Raw genomic sequence first — 24,276 nt, 5'->3', positions numbered from 1 at the left:
GTGCCGCACCTTAGCACTGCATGACAACCGATGGCAGACGCGGTCACAGCCCCGCTACGGGAAAACTCGCCTGCCAGACAGCGCTTTGCACGTTCACCGGTTTCGGAATCAGCTTCTGCTGTAGGAACAGGTCTGCAATCTGCTGCTGAGAGGCGACGATCTGCGGCGTGACCGGCGTGACGCCATAGGGCACGCGCCGCAACCAGGTCTCCACAACGGGCTGTTCGATGCCGAGCTTGGGCGCCAGCAGGGCGGCGGTTTCCTGCGGATGCTGATTCACCCACAGCCCGGCCGTGCGCAACTGGGCCAGGATGGCGTTGACTGCGCGCGGATGCGTCTTCACGAATTCCGGCGTGGCTTCGTAAAAGTTGAACACCGGCAGCTCGCTGAAATCGCCCAGCGTGCGCGTCTTCAACGCCTTTTGTGCCAGCGCGTAATACGGATCCCACACGACCCACGCATCGACCGCGCCGCTCTCGAAAGCAGCCCGCGCCTCGGCAGGCGGCAAGTAGATCGGCTGAACATCTTGCACCGCGAGGTTGGCGCGCCGGAGCAGCTGCACCAGCAGGTAGTTGGAGCTGGAGCCCTTCTGCAGCGCGATGCGCTTGCCTTTCAAGTCAGCCACGCTGCGCGCGGGTGAGCTGTCCAGCACGAACAGCGCCTCGTTGGTCTTGCCGCCCGGCTCGGCCCCCACATAGACGAGGCGCGCGCCTGCGGCCTGCGCAAACACGGCCGGCGGCGCGCCGGTGTAGCCGAAGTCAATGCTGCCGGTGTTGAGTGCTTCCAGCAGTTGGGGCCCGGCTGGGAATTCCTTCCATTCCACCTTGTAACCAAGTTCGGCCAGCGGTTTGTCGAGCGCGCCTTGCGCTTTCAGCACCGCCAGCAGTCCGGCTTTCTGGAAGCCGATGCGCACCGTGCTCGGGTCGGCGGCCTGTGTCAGGCCAGTGCATAGGGCCATGCCGCCGGCAAGCAATGCGGCCAGCCAACGTCGGCGGCCAGATGGGGCGGTGTGGGGCGAATGGCTTTGCATGGTTCCTCCTGCGTCGTCTGTGTTGTGCAGCTGATGCTACGGACTGCGGACGTGCGAAGGAACGAACAAGATTGCATGTGGATAGACGACACCAATGTCAGCCCGCCGCTGCAGTTGCAGCAAGCGTCGCCAGATACGCCCACGGATAAATGCCGCGCGCATGCCCATCGTTGAACACCAGTTGCACGCCGTAACCAGCGGGTGCGACGGCGGTGATGCGCACGTCGGCCGGCACGTTGATCGGCGTGCCGTGATGGCGCTTGAACTGGCACTCCGCGCAGCGGCACGTCTCGCGCAATGCAGTGTGGTCGAGTGCGACAACCGCGTCCGCCCAGTGCAGGCGCAACCGGCCTTGTGCGATGTCGTTGTCGATGTGTTCAGGCGGCTGCACGGGCGCCCTCGATCTGTGCCAATGCGATCCGCACGGCCTTAACGACTTCCGGGTCGCTATCGCTTTCTGTGCTGCGCAAGGCGGGCAGGGCAGAGGCTTCGCCGGTCTCGCCCAATGCGAGCGCGGCTTCCTTGCGCAGATTGCTGATCGGGTGCGCGAGCAACGCGGCGAGCGCATCGACGGCATGCGTGGCGCGCCACCGGCCCAGCGCGCGGGCCGCCTGCAGGCGGACTTGCCAATACGCATCGGCCAGCGCCTCGACCAGCGCTTGCGTGACGTGCGGGTCAGGTGCGAGCGCCCGCAGCTTGCCCAGCGTGCTGGCGCTTTCCTCGCGCACGCGCCAGGCGGTGTCGCGCAGCGCGTCGAGCAGCGCGGGCAGCACGGCGGCATCGGTCGCAAGGCCGAGGGCGCCTACTGCGGCACGCCGCACTTCGACATCTGCGTCATGTCGCGCGCGTTCCGCCAACGCAGGCAGCGCCCCTACATGCTTGCGCCAGCCGAGCACCGCTACGGCTTCGCGCCGCACGGCGGCATCGACGTCTTGCAGGGCGTGCAGCGCGGGCGCTTCGCTCTCGGGCACGCGCAGCTCACGCAGCCCACGCAACGCGGCGGCGCGCACAAAGGCGCTCGCGTGGTTTACGTAAGGCAACAGCGCAGGCGCGGAGTCGGGCGATTTCAAATCTCCAAGGCCGAGTGCTGCTGCGTCGCGCACTGCGCCATCCACGTCTTCCAATGCGCGGGCGAGTGCTGCCACCGTATCCGGCTGTTCCCATGTCGCCAGGATGCGCGCGGCTTCCAGGCGGACCTCCGGCGCGGGGTCGTGCGCAAGCAGCGTAATCACGTTGGGCAGCGCATCGGCGTCTTCTTCATCCGCGATCTGTAGCAAGGCAACGCGGCGGGTTGCGGCATCCGCGTTGTGCAGGCGCGCCAGGAGGGTTGTCGTCATCGTCACCTCAGCGCAACAGATACGGGATGTCGACCTTCACCGCGCCGGTCGGGCAGTCCTGCTCGCACGGCATGCAGTACCAGCATTCGTCGAATTGCATGAAGGCCTTGCCCTTGGTCAGATCGATGGCGAGCAGGTCGAGCGGGCAGACGTCTACGCACACCGTGCAGCCTTTGTCGGCAATGCATTTGGCTTCGTCGATGGTGACGGGCGCGCTGCTGCGCGAGGTGATGTCGTGCGGCGTGTGGGTGAAATGAACGGTCGTCTGTTGCATGGTCATGCAGCCTTTGGAATGCGCAGGTGCGCGTAGGAATCGGTGCCGAGCACATCGACGGGGATGACGTACGGTTCAACCGCCTGCTTGCGGCTGGCCATGGCGCCATGCGCGTCCTTGTACAAGCGCGTGTGGCAGAACCAGTTGGCGTCGTCGCGCTCGGGGTAGTCCACGCGGTGGTGATACAGGCCCCAGCGGCTTTCGGTGCGGAACAGCGAGGCGCGTGCGGCCATCTCTGCGCAATCGCGGATGAAGCCGACTTCCATCGCGCGCATCAGCTCGTGCGGGTTGCGCGCGTGCAGGTGCGTGATGTCTTCGGCAATTTCGTCGAAGCGGCGCAGGCCGATCTCCATCTTGCGCGTGACCTTGGGTGGCTGCAGGTAGTCGTTGACCATGCGGCGCAGCTTGTATTCCACCTGCGCGGGGGCCAAGCCGTGTGCGCGTTGCAGTGGCGCAAAGATGCGCGCACGCTCGCGGGCGATCTGTTCGGCGTCGATGTGGGCCTCGCCTTGCAGGCCGGCGATGTAGTCCACCGCGTTCTGCCCCGCAAACCAGCCATACGTGAACGCGCCCAGCATGTAGTTGTGCGGCACGGCGGCCATGTCGCCGGCGGCGTAGAGTCCTGGCACGGTGGTTTCCGCGCGCGCATTCACGTGTACGCCCGACGCGCTGTGCCCGCTGCAGAAGCCGATTTCCGAGATGTGCATCTCCACCATCTGCGTGCGGTAATCGGTGCCGCGTCCGGCATGGAAGCGACCGCGGCTGGGGCGCTCGTTGGTGTGCAGGATGGTCTCGATGGTCTGGATGGTTTCTTCGGCCAAGTGGTCGAGCTTGAGAAATACCGGCCCCTTGCCGCCCTGCAGCTCCTGGTAGAACTCCCACATCATCTGGCCGCTCCAGTAGTCGCACTGGATGAAGCGCTCGCCGCGGGCGTTGGCCGTGTAGCCGCCCAGCGGGCCGGTCACATATGCGCAGGCGGGGCCGTTGTAATCCTTGATGAGCGGGTTGATCTGGAAGCATTCCAGGTTGGAAAGCTCTGCGCCCGCGTGATACGCCATCGCGTAGCCATCGCCGGCGTTCGTCGGGTTCTCGTACGTGCCCATCAGGTAGCCGGACGACGGCAGGCCAAGCCGCCCAGCCGCACCGCAACTCAGCACCACGGCCTTTGCACGCACCACGAGAAAATCTGCCGTGCGGCAATCGAAACCGAGCACGCCGCAGGCTGCGCCATCGGCATCCGTCAGCACACGCGTGACGACAATGCGGTTCGTGATCTCCACCCGTGCACGCTTGAGCTGCCGATACAGCACCTTCTTGATGTCGTGGCCCTCCGGCATCGGCAGCACGTAGCTGCCCATGTGATGGACCTTCTTGACGGCGTAGTCGCCGGTTTCGTCCTTCTCGAACTTCACGCCCCAGCGATCGAGCTGCTCGATGGTGGCAAAGCTGTGCTGCGCATAGGCATACACGGCCGATTGATCGACGATGCCATCGTTGGCCAGCGTGATTTCGCGCGTGTATTGCTCCGGCGTGGCATGCCCGGGAATGACGGCGTTGTTCAGCCCATCCATACCCATCGAGATGGCGCCGCTGCGTTTCACGTGCGCCTTGTCGATCAGCAGCACGCGCAGCGCGGGGTTGCGTTCTTTGGCTTTGATGGCCGCCATCGGGCCTGCCGTGCCGCCGCCCACGACGACGAGGTCGTAGTCCAGTTCCAACGTGTTCATACGGTGCCTTGCAAAGGGAGGATGGATTGCGCGTGCGCCGCCACTTGCCGATCCAGCCGAAGCCGGTATTGGAGGGCGTCGCCACGGAAGTAGAGGCGTTCAAAGTCGATGGGCGCGCCTTGTGTGTCATGCGTCAGGCGCTCCACGCGCAGCAGCGCTGCGCCCCCGCCCGTGTCGAGTGCGGCAGCGGTGGCGTGGTCAGCCAATGCCGCATCGATGGCAAGCGTTGCGTGGCCGAGCGCCACACCTGCGTCTTGCTCCAGCACAAGAAACACATCGCGCGCGGCAAGGTCCGCCCGGGCGACGATGCTGCCAAGTGCTTCCGGCAGCCACGTCACCTCAAACGACACCGGCAATTGATCCAGCAACCGCACGCGATGCAATTCGGTGACGGGTGAACCGGACGGCAGTTGCAGCGCCTGCGACACGTCGGTCGGCGCGGGCACCGTCCGCAGCTTCAACACGCGGTTGCGTATGGCATGACCTTGTGCCGACATCGCCTCGGCAAAGCCCTGCAGCGCCGTCACGTTCTGGAACGCCTTGGGCTGGCTGACAAACGTGCCTTTTCCGTGACGGCGGAAGATCAGCCCTTCGTTCTGCAGATCGGCCAACGCCTGACGCACGGTGATGCGGCTGGCGTTGAACTGCACGCCCAGCGCCGCTTCCGACGGCAGCAGCGACGCTGGCGCGTAGTGGCCACTGAGAATGCCCTCGCGCAGCGTGCCCTTGATCCGCTCATAGAGCGGTGGGGCCGGTTGGCGGTGCAGATTGGGAGTCGTCATCAGGCGCGGAACTCGTCATAACAAGTGCGCCCAGTGTATGAAGCAGCCGTATTCAGCGGAACGAAGCTTTTTCGATATGCATGCTCGGTTTTTGGCATGCGCCACCGCCACAGTTCTGGCTGAGCGGGCCGCACGGGTGCCGTTACCTTGCGCGATTTTGGTGCGCTGCACGATGTTCAACCGCCCTGTCTGATATCAAAAGCGATATCAGTTGGCCCCCAAAAAAACATTAGACGGTCATGTCAGGCAGTCAATACCATGGCTCACCACGAATCACCGGCAAGGGAAGACGGGCGCCACATGCCGGATTTGACTCGTGTACCGCGTTGCAAAGACGACGTGCGCAGCCCCGGGGGCAGTCACCGGCTGCGTCCCACCATAAAGGAGACAAACGATGGAAAAAACGAGCGCTGCGAGCGCCAGACGGACCGTGTTGACCTTCCTGGCCGCAGCCGGCGTGCTGCTGGTCACGGGCTTTACCACAGTGGCTCACGCGGCTGACAAGTCGTTCACCATGGGCTTTGCCCAGGTGGGTGCAGAGAGCGAATGGCGCACCGCCAATTCGGAATCCATCAAATCGACGGCCAAGGCGCAGGGTGTGAACCTCAAGTTCTCCGACGCGCAGCAGAAGCAGGAAAACCAGATCAAGGCGATCCGCTCGTATATCGCGCAGAAGGTCGACATCATTGCGTTCTCGCCAGTGGTGGAATCCGGTTGGGACACCGTGCTGCAAGAGGCCAAGGCCGCCAAGATTCCGGTCATCCTCACTGACCGGGGTATCGACAGCAAGGACCCCTCGCTCTACACCACCTTTATCGGTTCGGATTTCGTCGAGGAAGGCCGCAAGGCGGGCCGCTGGCTGCTGGAAAACGTCAAGCCCAAGGGCGGCGACGTGAACATCGTCGAGCTGCAAGGCACCGTCGGCTCTGCGCCCGCGATCGACCGCAAGCGTGGCTTTGAGGAAATCATCAAGGCCGATCCGCACTACAAGATCATCCGCTCGCAAACGGGCGACTTCACCCGCGCCAAGGGCAAGGAGGTGATGGAAGCCTTCCTCAAGGCCGAGGGCAAGAAGATCAACGTGCTGTTTGCGCACAACGACGACATGGCGATTGGCGCCATCCAGGCCATTGAAGAGGCCGGCCTCAAGCCGGGCAAGGACATCACCATCATCTCCATCGACGGCGTGAAGGGCGCGTTTGAAGCCATGATGGCCGGCAAGCTGAACGTCACGGTGGAATGCAGCCCGCTGCTCGGGCCGCAACTGATGGATACCGCGCGCGCCGTGCTGGCGGGCAAGACCGTGCCCAAGCGCATCGTCACCAAGGAAGGCATCTTCCCGATGGACGTGGCGGCCAAGGAGTTTCCGAACCGCAAGTACTGAGTACTGAGCTGCGTTCGCAAGCCCTTTGCTGAACCGGAGCATGCCGGCAGGGCGGGTGACTCCGCCTTGCCGGCATGCTCCATCAACAGGTGACATCCATGTCGGATCACGTTGATCATGCCGCCGCGTCAGATGCCCGTGGCGCGTTGCTGCACATGCGCGGCATCTCCAAGAACTTTCCTGGCGTGCAGGCGCTGGCCGGGGTCGATTTCCGCTTGTTTCCCGGTGAAGTGCATGCCTTGATGGGGCAGAACGGCGCCGGCAAGTCGACGCTTATCAAGGTGCTGACTGGCGTTGAGGCGCCCGATGCGGGCGAGATACTGCTCGGCGATCAGCCCATCGCTCCGGGCTCGCCGCTGGAGGCGCAAAAGCTCGGTATCAGCACGGTGTATCAGGAGGTCAATCTCTGCCCGAACCTGACCGTGGCAGAGAACATCCACATCGGCCGCTTCCCCATGCGCATGGGCAGCATCGACTGGCGTGCCACCAATCGCGCCGCGCAGGCGCTGCTGGCCGATCTGAACATCCACATCGACGTGACGCTGCCGCTGTCGCTCTATCCGGTGGCCATTCAGCAGATGGTGGCGATTGCCCGCGCGCTATCCACCGAAGCCCGCATCCTGATCCTGGACGAACCCACCTCCAGCCTGGACGACGACGAAGTGGCGCGCCTGTTTGCCGCCATCCGCACGCTCAAGGCGCGCGGCATGGCCGTGCTGTTCGTCACGCATTTTCTGGAGCAGACCTACGCCATTGCCGACCGCATTACCGTGCTGCGCAACGGCCGGCTGGAAGGCGAATACGCTGCGCGCGATCTGCCGCAACTGCAATTGATCAACAAGATGGTCGGGCGCGACATTGATGCAAGCCGCTTCGAGCGCACCGAAGTGCCGCCGGTGGATGACACCGCGCCAGCGTTCCTGAGCGCGCGCGGCATGGGTCGCCGTGGCGTCGTGCAGCCGCTCGATCTGGACGTGCGCCCCGGGCAGGTGCTGGGCCTGGGCGGCCTGCTGGGCTCGGGCCGCACCGAGACCGCGCGCCTGCTGTTTGGCGTGGATCGCAACGATGCGGGCTCGATCAACGTGGAGGGCCAGGCGCATCAGTTCAGTTCCCCCCGTGACGCCATCCGTCAGGGCATCGGCTTCTGCCCGGAAGACCGCAAGACCGAGGGCATCATTGCCGAGCTGTCGATTCGCGAGAACATCATCCTCGCGCTGCAGGCCAAGCGTGGGCTGTTCCGCTATCTGCCCAAGAAGCGCCAGCGCGAAATTGCCGACCAGTACATCGCCCAACTGGGCATCAAGACGCCCGACGCTGAAAAGCCCATCGGCCAACTCTCGGGCGGCAACCAGCAGAAAGCCGTGCTCGCACGCTGGCTGGCGACCGACCCGGCCATGCTGATCCTGGATGAGCCCACGCGCGGCATCGACATTGCCGCCAAGCTCGACATCATGGACTTGGTGACCGCGCAGTGCCGCAAGGGCATGGCCATCCTGTTCATCTCCAGTGAGTTGCCGGAAGTGCTGCGTGTGAGCCACCGGCTGGCGATCCTGCGCGATCGCAAGAAGGTAGGCGAGCTTGCCGGCGCCGATGTGACCGAAGACAACCTGTGCCACGTGATTGCCGGCGGCGACGTGCCCGCCGGCCAGTCCACCACCCAGTCCACCACCACCGGAGGCGCCGCATGAACTCCGCCAACCTGCGAGCACTCACCGGCCACCGATTGTTCTGGCCGTGCGTGACGCTCCTCCTGCTGTGTCTGCTCAACGCGTGGTTCAACCCGCATTTCTTTCACCTCGACATCCGCGGCGGACACCTCTACGGCAGCCTGATCGACATCCTCAACCGCGCCGCGCCGCTGATGCTCATATCCCTGGGCATGACGCTGGTGATTGCCGTGGGCGGCATCGATATTTCAGTGGGCGCGGTGGTGGCCATTTCCGGCGCGATTGCGGCATCGCTCATCGGCGGCACGCTGGTGGTGCAGAACGGCCTGCCCGTGTATGTGACCAAGGTGCCGCTGCTTCTGGCGCTGCTGGCTGCCGTGGGCGCAGCGCTGGTGTGCGGCCTGTGGAATGGCTTGCTGGTGGCGGGTGCAGGCATGCAGCCCATCATTGCCACGCTGATCCTGATGGTGGCCGGGCGCGGCGTGGCGCAGCTCATTACCGGCGGGCAGATCATCACCGTCTACTACGAGCCGTTCTTCTTTGTGGGCAACGGCTATCTGTTTGGGCTGCCGTTCGGGCTGTACATCGCGGCCGCTGTGCTGGGCCTGCTGCTGTTGTTGATGCATCGCACGGCGCTGGGCCTGTTTATCGAGGCCGTCGGCATCAACCCGGTGGCCGCGCGGCTTGCGGGGCTGAACACCAAGGCGCTGCTGTTTGGCATCTACGGATTCTGCGGTGCCATGGCCGGCATTGCCGGGCTCATCATCTGTTCGAACGTCAAGAGCGCGGACGGCAACAACGCGGGGCTGCTGCTGGAGCTTGATGCCATCCTGGCCGTTACGCTGGGCGGTACCTCGCTGGCGGGCGGCAAGTTCAGCCTGTGGGGCAGCGTGATCGGCGCGCTCATCATCCAGACGCTCACCTATGCGATCTACTCCATGGGCGTGCCGCCAGAGATCAACCTCGTGGTGAAAGCCGTGGTGGTGTTTGCCGTGTGCCTGGCGCAATCGGAAGCGTTTCGCGGCATGTTCTTTCAACGCCAAAGCCGTGCAGGGGCGCAGTCATGAGAGTCAATCCACGGCGCTTGCCGTTCTACGTCACGCTGTTCCTGTTTGCGCTGCTGTTCGGCTTTGGGTCTGTGACTTACACGGGCTTCTTCAGCGTGCAGGTGTTTCTCAATCTGCTGATCGACAACGCGTTCCTGATGGTCGTTGCCATTGGCATGACGTTCGTCATTCTGTCGGGCGGCATCGACCTGTCTGTGGGGGCGGTGGTGGCGCTGACCACCATGATTTCCGCCGCGCTGGTTGAACATCACGGCTGGTCGATTGGCGTGGTGGTGCCGCTGGTGCTCGCCGTCGGGTGCCTGTTCGGCTTGATGATGGGCGTGCTGATCCAGGTGTTCCGCATCCAGCCGTTTATCGTCACGCTGGGCGGCATGTTCCTCGCGCGGGGGCTGTGCTACCTCATCAGCATTGATTCGATCAGCATTACCGACCCGATCTACACCACGCTGTCGCAATACAAGATCCAGGTGGGCGGCGGCAACTACGTGTCGCCCAGCGTGGTGATTGCGCTGGTGGTGTTTGCCGCAGCGGCGTGGCTCGCGCATTGCAGCCGCTTCGGGCGCACGGTCTATGCGCTGGGCGGCAACGAACGCTCCGCCTTGCTGATGGGCTTGCCGGTGGCGCGCACACGCATCCTTGTCTATGTGCTCAGCGGTTTCTGCTCGGCACTGGGCGGTGTGCTGGTCACGTTCTACATGCTCTCCGGCTACGGGCTGCACGCACAAGGCATGGAGCTGGATGCCATTGCCGCCACGGTTGTCGGCGGCACGTTGCTCACCGGCGGCGTGGGCCTCATCAGCGGCAGCGTGGTGGGCGTGCTGTTGCTGGGCGTCATCCAGTCGTTGATCACCTTTGACGGCACGCTCAGCTCCTGGTGGGCGCGCATCGCCATTGGGGTGTTGCTGTGCGTGTTCTGCCTCATGCAGCGTTTTCTCGGGCGGGCGCAACGCGGGGTGTCGGTGCCGCCGTCAAGCCCGCACAAGCCTGTGCGGCGCCCGAATGAAACGACCAAGGACGCAGCGCCGTCGGCCATCGTCATGCGGTCGCACGCCATGCCGCCGTTCAACTAGGCACGCACGCTCGTGCTGCTCGCAGTCGGTCCGTCACGCGCACGGACCGACCCTCGAATGTCTCCCGCAACGCACCCGAATCGCCAATGCATGCACCAGTGCAGGGCGCGATGCGGGCGCTTTGACTCACGCACTTAAGGTATTTCGTGGCCTACCGATATGCAGATATAGAACATCCTTAAATCCGGGGCACGTGCCTCCGGATAAACAAGTCGGGGGGAAATCATGCCGTCTATCGTGCATTCGGTGCGCTTCAAGTTGCTCGGGGCGTTTGGTCTGTGTCTGGTGCTGCTGCTGGCCACCGGTGTGTTTGGGGTACGCGGCCTGATGCGCCTGAACGCCAACATTGGCGACGCATACACCAACAACACGCTGCCCATTGAGCAGCTTGCCGAGCTTCGGACGGCCCAGCTGGACATACGCCTGCAACTGCGTCGCGCGCAGGTCTTCACTGACGATGCCGCGCAAGTTGCAGCGGCCGTGCGCACCATCCGCACGGATCTGGACCAGATCAACGGCGCATGGAAGCAGTACTACCCCGCCAGCGTGACGAGCGATCAGGAACGCGATGTCGCCAGCAAGGTCAACGATGCCCTGCCGCAATTCAACACGGCCACGAACGAAGCGATTGAAGCGCTGCAGGCAGGCCAGCACGACGTGGCCGCGCAAATCATCAACCGCCACGCCCGTTCGGGACAAGCCGTGAGCGACCTGCTCGCAAAGGACATTGCCATCAACCTGCAGCAGGCCAAGTTGGCTGTCGATGACAGTGAAGCCACCTACCACTCCATCTTCACCATGGCTGTTGTGCTGGTGTGCGCTGGGTTTGCCGTGGGCGTGGGCATGTGCTGGTATCTGCTGCGCGCGATCTCTCGCCCGCTCAGCCGCGCGGTGGACGTTGCCAACCACATTGCCGGCGGGCGGTTGGAAAACAACATCGTGATCGACACGCAGGGCGAGTTTGGTGAGCTGCTAGCCGCACTGCGCTCGATGGATCGGCAATTGACCGAGACGGTGCGCGGCATCAAGGTATCGGCCGAATCCGTGACGGTGGCTTCCAAGGAAATTGCAGCCGGCAACATTGATTTGTCTGCACGCACGGAACAGCAGGCCGCATCGCTTGAGGAAACCGCGTCGAGCATGACGCAGTTGACCGAGACCGTGAAACAGAACGCCGAGAACGCCGCCCAGGCCGACAGCTTGGCCGCCAGCGCCAGCACCATCGCGCAGGCAGGCAACCAGGCGGTGCAGGCCATGGTCGGCACGATTGACCAGATCAGCACCAGCTCGGGCAAGATCTCCGAGATCACAGGGCTGATCGAAGGCATCGCCTTCCAGACCAACATCCTCGCGTTGAATGCCGCAGTGGAAGCGGCGCGCGCTGGCGAGCAGGGCAGGGGTTTTGCCGTCGTCGCCAGTGAGGTGCGCACGCTTGCGCAACGCTCCGCCTCTGCCGCCAAGGAGATCAAGGGGCTGATTGGCGACTCCGTTGCCGTGGTCCAGGCGGGCTCGCAACAGGCGGCTGCGGTGGGCGAGACCATGAGCGAAGTGAAGGATGCCATCCGCCGCGTATCGGAGATCGTGGCCGAGATTGCCGCCGCCTCTGCCGAGCAAAGCCGGGGCATCGAGCAGGTCAACCAGGCCGTCACGCAGATGGACGAAGTCACGCAGCAGAACGCCGCGTTGGTCGAGCAGGCTGCAGCGGCAGCGCAATCGCTGGAAGAACAGGCGACGACGCTGCGGCGCGCGGTGTCGGTATTCCGTCTGTCGGATGGAGCCGGTCGGCCTGCGTCTGCCTGAACACCGGTGACGAGTCTTCTAGGCACTGCCCGCTGAGGCACCGCCGAGCCTTGAAAAGGTTGTTTCGTGCAACTATATTGGTTGCGCGAAACAACTAATCGAGGCCGGTATGGATTTCATTGAAGCGCCCGCGCAATCACGCGAGCAGACCATCCGCGAACTGCGGGAGATCTCGCGCAAGCTCGTTCGCGAACTCGGCTTCATGCGCAACACGCTGGCTGAGAGCGACCTGCCGCCGTCTGCGGTGCACGCGATCCTGGAGATTGCCGGCACGCCCGGCATCCAGGCACGCGACTTGGCCGAACGCCTGCGGCTGGACAAATCCAGCACCAGCCGCCAGGTCACCCGGCTGGAATCCGCCGGGCTGGTCGAGCGCCGCACCTGCGCCGACGACGCCCGATCTTCCGAACTGCACCTCACCAAAGACGGCCAGCAACTGCGGCGCAAGATCGACGCCTTTGCCGCCGGCCAAGTCTCCAATGCGCTGCGTCACCTGACGCCCGCAGACCAGCAACGGCTGGTTGCATCGCTGTCGCAATACGTCAGCGCGCTGGCTGATGACAACGACCACAAGCCCGCGCAAGCCCCCGCCGATGACGGCCCCCAGATCGTGCAAGGCTACGTGCCCGGCTGCATTGGCGACATCGCCAGCCTGCATGGCCGGTTCTACGCGCAGCATTGGGGGTTTGGCGTGTTCTTCGAGCGCCGCGTCGCCAAGGAACTGGCCGACTTTGCGCAATCCCTGCCCGACGCCAACAAGGCACTCTGGCTGTGCGTGGAAAACGGCCGCAGCCTTGCATCCCTCGCCATTGACGGCGACCCGGACACGCGCGTTGCACACCTGCGCTGGTTCATCGTGGATGATTCACTACGCGGCACCGGCGTTGGCCGTAAGCTCATGTCGCAAGCCATGCGCTTTGTCGATGAGCGCTTTGACGAGACGTACCTCAACACCTTCAAGGGCCTGGATGCTGCCCGCCACCTGTACGAATCGTTCGGCTTTCAACTTACGCATGAAGAAGCCGGCACGCAGTGGGGCAGCACCGTAACCGAGCAGCAATTCCGACGCCGCAAACAGGGCTGACGTTGCGTCGCCCCCGGCGCACAAGGAGACAGCACGTGACATCGCAACTCAATCTGGATGCCTACTTCAACCGCATCCAGTGGGGCGGCAGCACCCGCCCCAGCTACGACACGCTCGCGCAGTTGGTGCACGCGCACATGCGGCACATTCCGTTCGAAAACCTCGACGTGCTGCTCGGGCGCGGCATCCGGATCGACCTGGAAAGCCTGCAGAACAAGCTCGTTCACGCACGCCGCGGTGGCTACTGCTTTGAGCACGCCACCTTGTTTGCCGCCGTGCTGGAGCAGCTTGGCTTTCAGCCCACGCGCCACTCGTCGCGCGTGATCATCCAGACGCCGCGCCCCGAGGCGCCCCGCACCCACATGTTCCTGACGGTGCCGCTGCCCGAGGGCACCTTTGTCATCGATCCGGGTTTCGGCGGGCTGGCGCCTCGCGTGCCTGTGCCGCTGGACGGCACGCAAGCCAATATCGATGGCGAACTGCACTGGATGGCGCGCGATGAAGATCGCTGGATACTCCGCGCACAGGTGCGCAGCGACACGCCCGTCGACGCTTGGGTCACCACGATGGAGCAGGACTACCCGATCGATTTCGAAATGGCGAACCACTACACGAGCACGTATCCTGCGTCGCCGTTCATGAACCGCATCCTCATGCGGGCATTGACCGACGAAGGACGCGTGACGGTGATGAACCGGGACGCCACGATCTGGCGCGGGAATACGCCGCACAGGTTTGAACTGGAAGACCGGCGCGCGTTGCGGGGGCTGTTGGCCGAGTACTTCGGGATTGACTTGCCGGAGGTGGAGGGGATGCGGGTGCCGGGAGTGGAGGGGTGGGATTGAAACTGCATTGGCATCCGGATTTCCCGCCGCAGTGATGGCTTGTTGGCGTCTGACGTCAACAGCCTAAGCGGCTGCCGCTACCCATGAAAAAGTACGGTCAGTTCAACACATAACGAGATACGGTCTCTGCAAGCGTCCCCGCCCGTCGCGGGTTCGCTTTTACTGCTGTTTTTATTATTTCAGCTTGTTCGCGCGCTGAAGCACGCTCAGAACTTCCCACCGGTACAAGTCCACTGTCACACCATCCAGCGACGTCAGCATGAAAGCGCCAATCGCATCGAGAAACCCGGCCTGATACTCAACGGCCTTGTTCTGGACGCGAAGCTGGTATTCCAAGCGCAATGTCTCGGGGATGAACTGCCGCTGCATCTTCATGTTCATTTGAGCGCGCCGCAGATAATCCCGCCCGTTCAGGGCGCCTTGTGCATACAGGAGATTGTCTTCAATGCTCATCGGGCACCTCCGGACGGAGGACGTTGCGCGATGCTGGTGAAGTGACAGTTTGCGGGGCGATGCCCGCGTGGGATGGGTACAGCTTGGGTCGGTTGATCCATTGTCTTGCCTCTGGTTGATTGAGGAGCCACCCACCTGGGAGGGTGGGCGGGCACACGACAAGGTCTGCAATGCCGATCAAGACAAATCCAAAAATCGGCAGGGCCGAAGCCCTCCCTGCCGGGCCCGCCCATATAGGCGAACGACGGCACGCAAGGGCCTAACGGCACTCGCGGATTTGTCTTGAATTCGGGATTGCAGTCCCGGCTGCGCTTGGTTTGCGCGAGCGGGGATGAGTTTATGGGCGGCGAGCCGCGGCGGCAAGTTGCGGTTTGTCTCGGCGGCCAAATCAGAGCGCATTCGCGAGGTCCAGAACGTCGCGCGTCGGGCTCCGGACTCGGGGCGCCGAGTTCCGAAGCGCAAACGCCAAGCAAAAAGCCCCACACGCCGGGCTCCGAGCCTCAACGGTCGAGTCCAGAACCCCGATCGCCGAGGTCAGACGCTCGACCGTGCTCAAAAAAGCAGCATGTGTTGCTGAAAAAAGCAGCAAGCGCGAGGCAAAAAGAGTCGTTCTCCGAGTTCAGAGCCCCACGCGTGGAGTTCGGAGCGCCATGCGTCGAGGTAAAAGGTCCGACCCATTGCTGCAAAAAGCAGCAGCGGCGGAACAAAAAGCCCCACGGTTGGGGCTTGGAGGGCCGTAAGCGGGGGTTGAGGGGCGGCAGTCGGGCGTTTAAGGCTCAAGCGCCGAGCTTGAGGCTCCGAATTCGCTCCGCCTGCCATGCCGCCAACGCAGTGCTCGCTTCGGCTTCCTCTTCCTTGGTCGCCTTCCGGGTTTTATACGGCGACGAACTGGCAACCAAAATCGGCGCGGAGTTATGTATGTCCTGAGCGAGCCAGTTCAGGTAATCCCGACCTTCATCGCGATACTTTTGAACTTCCGCCGTGGTCAGCCGAATCATGAAGCTGTAGCCGACTGCCCCGTGGTTGCAATTGGCATCGAGATACAGCTCGCCATCCGCTTCAAATAAAAACCAGCTTTGCGGTTCGTGGTCCAGGACGTGCATCAACGCCTCCGAGCGCGTAGTTGATGGTGTGAGTGGTTGGCGGCCGATTGCTCGACATGCCATGGCGCATGTGGAGCGGCTTCGCGTTTGCGATTGCGTTTTCGCATGATTGTGCTGGACGCTGCAATGGGCCGCCTAGCATGCAAGCGTTCTTGCCCCATTTCTGCCCGCCATGCCGATTCCATCGAAGATCAGCGGACCGAGCGTCCACACACACATCAGCAGCAACGACGCGCCAGGCTCGTCGCCGGTAAAGCCGTCGCAACCTCAGACACCTCAGCGCACGGCACGTACGTCGCAAGGGGAGCTGGGAGCGTTGTCTGCGCGCGGCAAGAAGCGCGCACGCGAGTCCGGCGGTGATGATGCGGCTGCACAGCCCCAAGCCAAGCACCGCCGCTCGGAGCTTCCCCGCTCGGAACTCCCCAGCGCACACGGTGACGCAGATTCGCGCATGGAGCGGATCATGCAGATGCAGGCCGAGACCATGATCCGTAGTGCGGAGCTGCAGAACGTGCTGAACCGGGCCAACGCGCAAGCCAAGCTGATGGAAGAGGGCAGCAAGGCCGCGAAGGATCTGATCAACTAGCGCCTGCGTGCCAGCGTGGCGTGCCCGCGCCGTGGCGGTAGCATCGGCACGGCGCCGGTACCGGTGCGCGTGCTTCCTATGGGGGCCGAACTGATCGGCGCGCATACGATGTCGCTCAAATCCAGCCATATGTCGCTGGTTTCACACCCTGTGGCGGTGGCCGATTTCATCGAACGGGCAGCCAAGCAAGCCCAGCGCTAACTGCCTAGGTCGGCGAAATCTCTGCCTCCGCCATTGCGGGCGGAGGCTCACTCTGTCAATCCAGCCAGCCACGAATCGTCGATGCCATGACGTTTGTGGAAATCCCATAGCGGTCGTGCAGGGTGGGGAGTGCGCCGGCATCGAGAAATGCGTCCGGCAGCCCAACCTGGCGGAATGGCACGCTCACCCCGGCGCGCATCAGGGTGCCTGCAACCGCCTCGCCCAAGCCGCCGATCACGGTGTGGTTCTCTGCCACCACCACGAGCCGGCCCGAGCGCCGTGCCTCACGCAGGATCGTCTCGGTATCAAGCGGCTTGATCGTCGGCACGTGCAGCACGCCCACGCCAATGCCGTCGCCTTCCAGCGCCTTGGCCACTTCCAGCGCGCGCATGGTCATGATGCCCGACGAGATGACGAGCACTTCGGCGCCGTCGCGCAGCAGCTTGGCCTTGCCCAGCTCGAACTGATAGCCGTATTCGTCAAGCACCACCGGCACGTTGCCGCGCAGCAGGCGCGCATAGACAGGCCCGGCATGCGCTGCAATGGCCGGCACCATCTGCTCGATCTCCAGCGCGTCGCACGGGTCGATGACGGTCATGTTGGGCATGGCGCGCATCAGCGCCAGGTCTTCTGCGGCTTGGTGGCTCGGCCCGTAGCCGGTGGTCAGGCCGGGCAGCGCGCAGACGATCTTCACATCGAGGTTGTCTTCGGCAATCGTCTGGTGCATGAAGTCGTAGGCACGACGGGTGGCGAAGACGGCATAGGTGGTCACGAACGGTTGCGCACCTTCGTTGGCCAGGCCGGCGGCAGCGCCCATGAGCAGTTGCTCGGCCATGCCCATCTGGTAGTAGCGGTCGGGGCATTCCTTGGCGAAGATGTGCAGGTCGGTGTACTTGCCCAGGTCTGCCGTCATGCCGACGACGTTCGGCTTCACGCGCGCCAGCTCGGCCAGTGCGTGGCCGAACGGCGCCGGGCGTGTTGCCTGGCCCTCGCCCGCAATGGAGGCAATCATCGCGGAGGTCTTCAGCTTGGGCTTGTTGATGACGGTGCTGCTCATGCGGTCCTCCCGGCTTCCAGTGCTTGCAGCGCGAGCTGCCATTCGTGCGCGTCAACGCGGATGAAGTGATTCTTTTCGCGCTGCTCCAGGAACGGAACACCGCAACCCATGCGGGTATCGCAGATGATCATGCGCGGCTGCGCACCCTTGTGTGCGCGCGCTGCGTCAAACGCGGCCTTCACCGCGTCGATGTCGTTGCCATCCACGCGCTGCGTGAACCAGCCGAACGCTTCCAGCTTGGGCAGCAGCGGCTCGAACGCCATGATCTGCGTCGACGGGCCGTCGGCCTGCTGATTGTTCACGTCCACCACGGCGATGAGGTTGTCCAGCTTCCAGTGCGCGGCGGACAGCAGCCCCTCCCACACGGCCCCTTCATCCAGCTCGCCATCTGAGAACAGCGTGTAGACAAACGCGTCGGAGCCCTTGCGTTTGAGCCCGAGGCAGCGGCCGACGGCAATCGTGAGCCCCTGGCCGAGCGAGCCGCCGGACATCTCCATGCCGGGCGTATAGCTGGCCATGCCAGACATCGGCAGGCGGCTGTCGTCACTGCCGTACGTCTCCAGTTCTTCGGCGGGCAGGATGCCGGCTTCGAGCAACGCGGCGTAGAGCGCGATCGCATAGTGGCCGTTGGAGAGCAGGAAGCGGTCGCGGCCTTCCCAGTCGGGGTCTTCGGGCCGATAACGCATGGCGCCGAAGTAGGCGACGGCCAGCACGTCGGCAATGTCGAGCGCTTGCCCGATATAGCCCTGGCCCTGCACTTCGCCCATCAGCAGGGCGTTGCGGCGGATCCGGTAAGCGCGCTCGGCCAGAGGCAGAGCGTCGGTTGGGGGCAATGATGTGGAAGTCATGATGGTTCCTGTGATGAAGCGGGAAGCACGGAGGCAGAGACAGTCAGCGCCTCAACGGTTGACGGTCTTTGCGGGCACGAAGAACACCAGCACGGCGCCAAGCACGATGGCCGAGGAGATGAAGATCAGGCCAGCCGTTGATTTACCCGTCAGGTCGTTGAGCCACCCGACGATGGCCGGCGAGAAGAACCCGGCAAGGTTGGCGAAGCAGTTGACCGCGGCGATGCCCGCAGCGGCTGACATGCCGCCCAGCATGGCGGTGGGCAACGACCAGAACTGCGATGAAGAAGACAGGATCCCGGCGGCAGCGATGCTCAGGCACACCAGCGCAGCGCCCACGTTGCCAATCAGCGGCAGTGCGGCGAATCCGGCGGCGGCAACCAGCATCGGCACGGCAAGGTGCAGACGGCGCTCGCGGCGGCGGTCTGCGCTCATGCCAATCAACGGCAGCGCGACGATGGCGCAGATATACGGCACGGCGGTGAACACGCCCACCCACAGCGGATCAGCCACGCCAGCCTTGCGGATCAGGGTCGGCAGCCAGAACGTGAGCCCGTATTGGCCAAGCACCACGCAGAAGTAGATGGCGGCCAGCAGCCACAGGCGGCGGTCTGCGATGAAGGCGCCCACCGAGCCGTGTGCGGTCTTCTGTGCGTTGTCTCCGGCGACGTTGCGCTCAAGCAGCGCCTTTTCTGCGTCGGTCAGCCACTTGGCCTGGGCGATGCCGTTGTCCAGATAGAACAGGATGGCCACGCCCAGCAGCAGCGACGGCAAAGCCTCGATCAGGAACAGCCACTTCCAGCCGGACAGCCCCGCCACATCGTGAAAGGTGTGCAGGATGTAGCCCGACAGTGGCCCCCCCACGATGCCCGCAAGCGGAATCGCCATGAAGAAAATCGACAATGCCTTGGCCCGGCGCTGCGACGGGAACCAGTACGTCATGTACAGGATGACGCCCGGCGCGAAGCCGGCTTCGGCCACCCCGAGCAGGAAGCGCAGCACGTAGAACGACGTCGGTGTGTTCACGAAGGCAAAAGCTGCAGAGATGACTGCCCACGTCAACATGATGCGTGCGAGCCAGTTGCGCGCGCCGACCTTGTGCAGGATCACATTGCTCGGTACTTCAAACAGGAAGTAGCCAAGAAAGAAGATGCCGGCACCCAGGCCGTAGATCGTCTCGCTGAAACGCAGGTCGTTGAGCATCTGCAGCTTGGCGAACCCCACGTTGACGCGATCAAGGTAGGCGCCCAGATAGCAGATCATCAGGAATGGAATGAGCCGGCGCGCGACCTTGGCATACGTGCGGGCTTCAAACGTGGCGGCATCGGCGTGCGCCATCTCGTCGCCCGGCAGGGGCGATGCAAACTTCGTGGTCATGGTGTCTCCTACCATGTGCCCCGGGTGGGCCCGGGTGCATGTGTCTCGAAGAAGTCCACGGCCGGTGTACGTGCCGTGGCGGTGTAGGTTGGATCGTTCAGTGAATCAGCATGCCGCCGTTCACGTCGAGCGTGATGCCGGTCAGGTAGGCAGACAGATCGCTCACCAGGAACAGGCACGCGTTGGCAACGTCGGCCGCATCGCCGAGCCGGCCAAGCGGGATGCCCTTGATGATTTCGGCGCGCATGTCGGGCGTGAGCTTGTCGCCGGTGATGTCGGTCTGGATGAGCCCAGGCGTGATGGAGTTGACGCGGACATTGTCGCCGCCGAATTCGCGGGCCATGGCCTTGGCAAGGCCCAGCACGCCTGCCTTGGCAGCGCTGTAGTGGGGCCCGCCGAAGATGCCGCCGCCGCGTTGCGCAGACACCGACGACATGCAGACAATGCTGCCGCGCTTGCGCGCTTTCATATGCGGCAGGACAGCTTGCGACATGTACAGCGTGCCGCGCAGGTTGACGTCGACCACCGCATCGAAATTGCCCGCCTGGATGTCCAGCGTGCGCAGCGGCTGGGTGATGCCTGCGTTGTTGATGAGACCGTCAATGCGGTCGTATTTGGCCAGCGTGGCCTGCGCAGCCGCATCGCAAGCAGCCCGAACGGTCACATCACAGGCCAGGCCCAGATGGCCTTCACCGAGTTCGCGCGCCGCCTGTTCGGCATCGTCGCGCCGCAGGTCGAGTACGACCACATGCGCGCCTTGTGCGGCAAGTGCCTTTGCGGTGGCCCGCCCAATACCGCGCGGCGAAGCGGCACCGGTCACGATCACGACCCTGTTCTCAAGCAACATCGTTGTCTCCTGGCTGTTGGAATCTTGTTGGCTGCAGTGTTGTGCCAGCAGATGATTCGATCAACGCAGTTGGATTCAACTATGGCTGAGAAATTTTCAGATGACGCCGAGCATGCCTCTGGTGCAGCGCACCATCCCGCCCTGGCAGGCTAGGCGCCCGGTGATGTTTTGAGCTGCCGGTCGACCCAGGCGAGAAAGCGTGCCACGCGGGGCAGTTCGGCATTCTGCGGCGGGAACACGATATGGTGGCCCGCCACTTCCAGCGCGTGGTCCTTGCCAAATACCGGCACCAGGCGGCCCTGGTCGATCAGAACCGATGCGAGCAACGTGCTCTCCAACGCCACGCCCAGGCCGAGCGCCGCAGTCTCGAGCGACATGTACGAACGGTCGAAGGCGAAGTCGAACGACACGTGCATGTGCTCGACGCCAACGCGTGCAAACCACTGCTGCCACTGCACGATCGGCGTCTCCGACCGAATGAGCCGATGCGCGAGCAAGTCTTGCGGCGATTGCACGGGGTGCCGCTCGAGGTATGCCGGTGAAGCCAGCGGAGCGATGTGCTCGGTGCGCAGCGTCCTGATCTGCACGTCGCGCCAATGCGCGTGTCCGTAGCGGATGTCGAGGTCGTAGAACCCGCTGGTGAACGACACGTCTTCATACGAACACGACACGTTCAACCGAATGTCGCTGTGATCCTCCTGGAATGCCGCGAGCCGGGGCAACAGCCACATCAGGCCGAAGCTGGGGCTGGAATGCACGCGAAGGATCTCGACGTCGGTACGGCTGGAGGCACGTTCGGTGGCGCGGTTGAGCTCGGCCAGCGCCCCTGTCACGTCGCGCAGGTATTGCTCACCAACGGGCGTCAGGACCAGACCGCGGCCTTGCCGGAAAAAGAGCGGCTGGCCGATCGCCGCCTCCAGGTTGCTGATCTGATGACTGACGGCAGAGGCCGTCAGCCCCAGCTCTTCGGAGGCACGATTCACGCTCTTGGTCCGCGCGACGGACTCGAACGCGATGATCGCCTTCATTGGAGGAATACGCATCTTTTGCGTGGCAGAGGTTGATCGGCGGTTGATGAGGCACGGAAGCTATCTTATCGCCCGAACTCTGTGACGCGTACCGCCGCCGCATCCACCACCGGTTCACGCTTGCCACACGGCATAGCCTTCCTCGCGCAATCCGATCGCCAGCTCCACTTCCATCTCCCGCGCTGCCTCATAAGGCATCGGGTTGAAACACTCATACAGCTCCGGCATCAGACGCAACCCATACTCGCGCACAAACCGGTTCGATTTCAGCCCCGCCTTGTGTTTGTCAAACCGCACGTCCGGCGACTGACCTGTCATGCCCACATAAACGCAAGGTTTGTCGCCAAAGTAATCCGGATTGGCTTTCACAAAGCGCGCTTCGCCCAGCACTTGCCGTGACAGCTCGACGACGTAGACATGATGGTGATGACGTGGCATTGGGGAGCGCTCCACCAGCGAAGCAGCGAAGCAGAGAAGAAGCGGACGGTGGGCATGGATCGTAGCGCCCCCGCGCTTCTTCTGCCAGTGCGCGGCTGCATCAGGCCACCGCTGCCGCCCCTTGCAGCCGGAAGAACGCCACCGCATGGCTCAGTTGCTGCCCCTGACCTTCCAATGATGTGGATGCGGCCGCTGCCTGCTCGACCAGCGCGGCGTTCTGCTGGGTGACTTCGTCCATCTGCGTAATGGCCATGTTGATCTGCTCGATGCCACGGCTCTGCTCGACGGAGGCGGCGGCAATCTCGCCCATGATGTCGGTCACGCGTGCTACGGCCTGGGTGACTTCGTTCATGGTCTTACCGGCAGTCTCCACCAGCGAGGAGCCGTCCTGGATCTTCTGCACCGAGGTGCTGATGAGTTCCTTGATCTCCTTGGCGGCGCTGGATGAACGCTGCGCGAGGCTGCGCACTTCACTGGCCACCACGGCAAAGCCGCGGCCTTGCTCGCCGGCGCGTGCGGCTTCCACCGCGGCGTTGAGCGCGAGGATGTTGGTCTGGAACGCAATGCCTTCAATCAGGCCAATGATGTCTGCCACCTTGGCAGAGCTGGTGCGGATGTCGGTCATGGTGTCGACCACGTTGCCGACCACGGTGCTGCCGCGTTGCGCAATCTCTGAGGCGTCGGATGCGAGCACGCTGGCCTGCTGGGCGTTGTCGGCGTTCTGCTTCACGGTGGAGGTCAGCTCTTCCATGCTGGAAGCCGTCTCTTGCAAAGACGAAGCCTGCTGCTCTGTGCGCGACGACAGATCCTGGTTGCCGCTGGCAATCTGGCCCACATCGCTGGCAATGCCGTGCGCGGCCTGACGAACCTGGTCGATCAGCTTCACAAGGCTGGCCTGCATTTCCGACATGGAGGCGAGGATGCTGCCGCGCGGTGCGGCTGCGCCGCCGAGCACGGGGCTCAGGTCTCCGGAGGCTACACGGCGCGTGATGTCGCTCAGGGCATCGGGCTCGGCGCCCAGCGCGCGGGTCAGGCCACGGGTGATGAGAATGCCGGCAGCCAAGGCGCCCAGCACGGTGGCAAGGCAAATGCCGATGAGCAGCGTGCGCTGGAATGCGTAGCGCTCGGCCGACTGCTGCTCCATCTCGTGCGCGCGCTCGCGGGCGTGTTCGCTGTAGGCGTTGGTTGCCTTGATGAGGGCGGCCAGGAGCGGGCGGCACTGCTCGTTCATCATCGTGATGGATTCTTCATGCTTGCCAGTCAGCGCCGCGTTGACAATGGCGAGCGCCACCGGGCCGTACTTGACCTCAATGCTGTCGATGTCGGCAACCAAGGCCCGTGCGCGGTCATCGGTGTCTCCGGTTTGCGCAGTCAACTCCTTGAGTTTGCCCAGGCGGCTCTGCACGTCTTCGTGCGCCTGCGTGACAGCGGCTTTTTCCAGGTCGATGTCTGACTGCTTCGTGACGAGCACGAGGTTGCGTGCCGCAATGGCGCGGCGGTCCACGGCGGTGCGCACACGTTCGGACAGCACGGCCCGGGCGTTCACGCCGTTCACGTACTTGGAAAAACGCGCGTTCGACTCGCTCAGCGCCTGCACTGCAAGCGCAGACACCAGCAACACCAGCCCCGCCAAAAAGCCAAACGCCAAGGTGAGCTTGGCGCGCACCGTCAAATTGTTGATGCTCATTGTGATTTCCCCGTTCGGCCTTTTAACCGCGCCGTTTGTTGGTGGCAGGCCCCGATGGCGCTGCTCGAAACTTGCAACGGCAAGGAAACTTGATGCTGTAGCGACCAAGTGGGGGTAATCCTCTCTATGTGAGCAATTTTGAGAATTGGCGCGACCAACGCGAGCGTCACGGGCCGGCGCGATCTCAGTCCAGCACGAAGACGAAATGCCGTGATGGGGCACGTTGCCTGGGCAAGTGGTTGTGGCGGGGCAGGCGGTGATTAGTTTTTTTGGAGGGGGCGATTTGTGCCCGCTTGAGGAGGGGTGAACGGTTTCAATTTCCCACGCGGTCCGGCAACTTCGCTGGATGCACCGGCGTTTCGTGGCGGCGGCAGCACGTGGCGGGTGCCGCTCTAACATGGTCGTCGACGCTACGCGGTTGCGCAGGGCACCGGCTCGTCGTCTTTCTCCTTCCGAATCTTGGGAATGAAGTCTATGGGCAACCATCGCATTGGCTCGGCATCCACCACGCTGCCACATCACAGCACCTTGGCGAACAAGGAAAACGTAGCACCGCAGCAGCAGCCCAGTGGCAAGCAGGTTCG

22 protein-coding genes and 1 pseudogene are annotated in these 24,276 nt (G+C 63.6%); 8 read left to right on the top strand and 15 right to left on the bottom strand.

The genetic code is table 11. The features are described from left to right. Window positions 1–43: 43 nt before the first annotated feature. The 6 genes from NKG59_RS02635 to NKG59_RS02610 form a co-directional block, all read right to left on the bottom strand. Window positions 44–1,030: a sulfonate ABC transporter substrate-binding protein gene (locus NKG59_RS02635; RefSeq protein ID WP_253534962.1), complete on the bottom strand. Its 987-nt coding sequence runs from the start codon at window positions 1,028–1,030 to the stop codon at window positions 44–46. Window positions 1,031–1,127: 97 nt separating this feature from the next. Continuing rightward, on the bottom strand, window positions 1,128–1,421 hold the full coding sequence (locus NKG59_RS02630; RefSeq protein ID WP_253534959.1) for a DUF971 domain-containing protein: 294 nt from the start codon (window positions 1,419–1,421) through the stop codon (window positions 1,128–1,130). Then, window positions 1,408–2,367 (bottom strand): HEAT repeat domain-containing protein, encoded by a 960-nt coding sequence (locus NKG59_RS02625; protein ID WP_253534955.1) that lies wholly within the window; start codon window positions 2,365–2,367, stop codon window positions 1,408–1,410. The genes NKG59_RS02630 and NKG59_RS02625 overlap by 14 nt, the downstream gene beginning before the upstream one ends. Before the next feature lie 7 nt (window positions 2,368–2,374). Then, window positions 2,375–2,641 (bottom strand): 4Fe-4S dicluster domain-containing protein, encoded by a 267-nt coding sequence (locus NKG59_RS02620; RefSeq protein WP_004627681.1) that lies wholly within the window; start codon window positions 2,639–2,641, stop codon window positions 2,375–2,377. A 2-nt stretch (window positions 2,642–2,643) separates the two neighbouring features. After that, window positions 2,644–4,368: a fumarate reductase/succinate dehydrogenase flavoprotein subunit gene (locus NKG59_RS02615; RefSeq protein ID WP_253534953.1), complete on the bottom strand. Its 1,725-nt coding sequence runs from the start codon at window positions 4,366–4,368 to the stop codon at window positions 2,644–2,646. After that, the gene (locus NKG59_RS02610; RefSeq protein WP_253534950.1) at window positions 4,365–5,150 is read right to left on the bottom strand and encodes a GntR family transcriptional regulator; all 786 of its coding nucleotides are present in this window, start codon (window positions 5,148–5,150) and stop codon (window positions 4,365–4,367) included. Before NKG59_RS02610 ends, NKG59_RS02615 begins: the two co-directional genes overlap by 4 nt. 394 nt (window positions 5,151–5,544) lie before the next feature. Here NKG59_RS02610 and NKG59_RS02605 point away from each other — a divergent pair, with 394 nt between their 5' ends. The 7 genes from NKG59_RS02605 (at window position 5,545) to NKG59_RS02575 (ending at window position 14,067) form a co-directional block, all read left to right on the top strand. After that, complete coding sequence (locus tag NKG59_RS02605; protein WP_045201882.1) at window positions 5,545–6,534, top strand: ABC transporter substrate-binding protein; 990 nt, start codon at window positions 5,545–5,547, stop codon at window positions 6,532–6,534. Between the two features lie 98 nt (window positions 6,535–6,632). Further along, window positions 6,633–8,222: a sugar ABC transporter ATP-binding protein gene (locus NKG59_RS02600; RefSeq protein WP_253534948.1), complete on the top strand. Its 1,590-nt coding sequence runs from the start codon at window positions 6,633–6,635 to the stop codon at window positions 8,220–8,222. After that, window positions 8,219–9,268: an ABC transporter permease gene (locus tag NKG59_RS02595; RefSeq protein ID WP_253534945.1), complete on the top strand. Its 1,050-nt coding sequence runs from the start codon at window positions 8,219–8,221 to the stop codon at window positions 9,266–9,268. Before NKG59_RS02600 ends, NKG59_RS02595 begins: the two co-directional genes overlap by 4 nt. Beyond that, entirely contained in the window at window positions 9,265–10,338 is a 1,074-nt protein-coding gene (gene yjfF, locus NKG59_RS02590) for a galactofuranose ABC transporter, permease protein YjfF (protein WP_253534942.1), read from the top strand. The genes NKG59_RS02595 and yjfF overlap by 4 nt, the downstream gene beginning before the upstream one ends. A gap of 225 nt (window positions 10,339–10,563) precedes the next feature. Continuing rightward, on the top strand, window positions 10,564–12,138 hold the full coding sequence (locus NKG59_RS02585) for a methyl-accepting chemotaxis protein (RefSeq protein ID WP_253534939.1): 1,575 nt from the start codon (window positions 10,564–10,566) through the stop codon (window positions 12,136–12,138). Window positions 12,139–12,247: 109 nt separating this feature from the next. Beyond that, window positions 12,248–13,222 (top strand): bifunctional helix-turn-helix transcriptional regulator/GNAT family N-acetyltransferase, encoded by a 975-nt coding sequence (locus NKG59_RS02580; protein WP_253534937.1) that lies wholly within the window; start codon window positions 12,248–12,250, stop codon window positions 13,220–13,222. A 35-nt stretch (window positions 13,223–13,257) separates the two neighbouring features. Continuing rightward, complete coding sequence (locus NKG59_RS02575) at window positions 13,258–14,067, top strand: arylamine N-acetyltransferase family protein (protein ID WP_253534934.1); 810 nt, start codon at window positions 13,258–13,260, stop codon at window positions 14,065–14,067. Window positions 14,068–14,241: 174 nt separating this feature from the next. Here the strand turns inward: NKG59_RS02575 and NKG59_RS02570 are convergent, their stop codons facing one another. Both NKG59_RS02570 and NKG59_RS02565 read right to left on the bottom strand, forming a co-directional pair. Continuing rightward, window positions 14,242–14,520, bottom strand: coding sequence for a hypothetical protein (locus NKG59_RS02570; protein WP_253534931.1), 279 nt, complete (start codon window positions 14,518–14,520; stop codon window positions 14,242–14,244). Between the two features lie 776 nt (window positions 14,521–15,296). Continuing rightward, window positions 15,297–15,623, bottom strand: coding sequence for a hypothetical protein (locus tag NKG59_RS02565; RefSeq protein WP_253534927.1), 327 nt, complete (start codon window positions 15,621–15,623; stop codon window positions 15,297–15,299). 172 nt (window positions 15,624–15,795) lie between these two features. Between NKG59_RS02565 and NKG59_RS02560 the strand changes: the two genes are divergently transcribed. Continuing rightward, entirely contained in the window at window positions 15,796–16,209 is a 414-nt protein-coding gene (locus tag NKG59_RS02560) for a hypothetical protein (RefSeq protein WP_253534922.1), read from the top strand. Between the two features lie 256 nt (window positions 16,210–16,465). On the opposite strand, the gene NKG59_RS02555 is transcribed toward NKG59_RS02560, so the two are convergent. From NKG59_RS02555 to NKG59_RS02525, 7 genes and pseudogenes are all read right to left on the bottom strand, one after another. Beyond that, window positions 16,466–17,467: a transketolase family protein gene (locus NKG59_RS02555; RefSeq protein ID WP_253534920.1), complete on the bottom strand. Its 1,002-nt coding sequence runs from the start codon at window positions 17,465–17,467 to the stop codon at window positions 16,466–16,468. Next, window positions 17,464–18,315 (bottom strand): transketolase, encoded by an 852-nt coding sequence (locus NKG59_RS02550; protein WP_045201864.1) that lies wholly within the window; start codon window positions 18,313–18,315, stop codon window positions 17,464–17,466. Before NKG59_RS02550 ends, NKG59_RS02555 begins: the two co-directional genes overlap by 4 nt. 51 nt (window positions 18,316–18,366) lie before the next feature. After that, a complete protein-coding gene (locus NKG59_RS02545; protein ID WP_253534916.1) occupies window positions 18,367–19,692 on the bottom strand; it encodes an MFS transporter in 1,326 nt (441 codons plus the stop codon). Between the two features lie 97 nt (window positions 19,693–19,789). Further along, entirely contained in the window at window positions 19,790–20,539 is a 750-nt protein-coding gene (locus NKG59_RS02540; protein WP_253534913.1) for an SDR family NAD(P)-dependent oxidoreductase, read from the bottom strand. A 149-nt stretch (window positions 20,540–20,688) separates the two neighbouring features. Beyond that, a complete protein-coding gene (locus NKG59_RS02535; protein ID WP_253534911.1) occupies window positions 20,689–21,582 on the bottom strand; it encodes a LysR substrate-binding domain-containing protein in 894 nt (297 codons plus the stop codon). Window positions 21,583–21,681: 99 nt separating this feature from the next. After that, on the bottom strand, window positions 21,682–22,005 hold the full coding sequence (locus NKG59_RS02530; protein WP_024978472.1) for a hypothetical protein: 324 nt from the start codon (window positions 22,003–22,005) through the stop codon (window positions 21,682–21,684). A 109-nt stretch (window positions 22,006–22,114) separates the two neighbouring features. Further along, window positions 22,115–23,692, bottom strand: a pseudogene (locus NKG59_RS02525) (methyl-accepting chemotaxis protein); the annotation flags it as partial. Between the last annotated feature and the right edge of the window lie 584 nt (window positions 23,693–24,276).

Source organism: Ralstonia chuxiongensis (genome assembly GCF_024158925.1).
Taxonomy (GTDB): Bacteria; Pseudomonadota; Gammaproteobacteria; order Burkholderiales; family Burkholderiaceae; genus Ralstonia; species Ralstonia chuxiongensis.
This window is presented reverse-complemented; position numbering and strand designations above follow the sequence as displayed.

Bases quoted from the DNA above. Each gene is read 5' to 3' on its own strand.
- NKG59_RS02530 (WP_024978472.1), bottom strand. From the start codon at position 22,005: ATGCCACGTCATCACCATCATGTCTACGTCGTCGAGCTGTCACGGCAA.
- NKG59_RS02600 (WP_253534948.1), top strand. From the start codon at position 6,633: ATGTCGGATCACGTTGATCATGCCGCCGCGTCAGATGCCCGTGGCGCG.
- NKG59_RS02545 (WP_253534916.1), bottom strand. From the start codon at position 19,692: ATGACCACGAAGTTTGCATCGCCCCTGCCGGGCGACGAGATGGCGCAC.
- NKG59_RS02555 (WP_253534920.1), bottom strand. From the start codon at position 17,467: ATGAGCAGCACCGTCATCAACAAGCCCAAGCTGAAGACCTCCGCGATG.
- NKG59_RS02580 (WP_253534937.1), top strand. From the start codon at position 12,248: ATGGATTTCATTGAAGCGCCCGCGCAATCACGCGAGCAGACCATCCGC.
- NKG59_RS02595 (WP_253534945.1), top strand. From the start codon at position 8,219: ATGAACTCCGCCAACCTGCGAGCACTCACCGGCCACCGATTGTTCTGG.
- yjfF (WP_253534942.1), top strand. From the start codon at position 9,265: ATGAGAGTCAATCCACGGCGCTTGCCGTTCTACGTCACGCTGTTCCTG.
- NKG59_RS02540 (WP_253534913.1), bottom strand. From the start codon at position 20,539: ATGTTGCTTGAGAACAGGGTCGTGATCGTGACCGGTGCCGCTTCGCCG.
- NKG59_RS02615 (WP_253534953.1), bottom strand. From the start codon at position 4,368: ATGAACACGTTGGAACTGGACTACGACCTCGTCGTCGTGGGCGGCGGC.
- NKG59_RS02625 (WP_253534955.1), bottom strand. From the start codon at position 2,367: ATGACGACAACCCTCCTGGCGCGCCTGCACAACGCGGATGCCGCAACC.
- NKG59_RS02535 (WP_253534911.1), bottom strand. From the start codon at position 21,582: ATGCGTATTCCTCCAATGAAGGCGATCATCGCGTTCGAGTCCGTCGCG.
- NKG59_RS02570 (WP_253534931.1), bottom strand. From the start codon at position 14,520: ATGAGCATTGAAGACAATCTCCTGTATGCACAAGGCGCCCTGAACGGG.
- NKG59_RS02620 (WP_004627681.1), bottom strand. From the start codon at position 2,641: ATGCAACAGACGACCGTTCATTTCACCCACACGCCGCACGACATCACC.
- NKG59_RS02635 (WP_253534962.1), bottom strand. From the start codon at position 1,030: ATGCAAAGCCATTCGCCCCACACCGCCCCATCTGGCCGCCGACGTTGG.
- NKG59_RS02605 (WP_045201882.1), top strand. From the start codon at position 5,545: ATGGAAAAAACGAGCGCTGCGAGCGCCAGACGGACCGTGTTGACCTTC.
- NKG59_RS02550 (WP_045201864.1), bottom strand. From the start codon at position 18,315: ATGACTTCCACATCATTGCCCCCAACCGACGCTCTGCCTCTGGCCGAG.
- NKG59_RS02610 (WP_253534950.1), bottom strand. From the start codon at position 5,150: ATGACGACTCCCAATCTGCACCGCCAACCGGCCCCACCGCTCTATGAG.
- NKG59_RS02565 (WP_253534927.1), bottom strand. From the start codon at position 15,623: ATGCACGTCCTGGACCACGAACCGCAAAGCTGGTTTTTATTTGAAGCG.
- NKG59_RS02585 (WP_253534939.1), top strand. From the start codon at position 10,564: ATGCCGTCTATCGTGCATTCGGTGCGCTTCAAGTTGCTCGGGGCGTTT.
- NKG59_RS02560 (WP_253534922.1), top strand. From the start codon at position 15,796: ATGCCGATTCCATCGAAGATCAGCGGACCGAGCGTCCACACACACATC.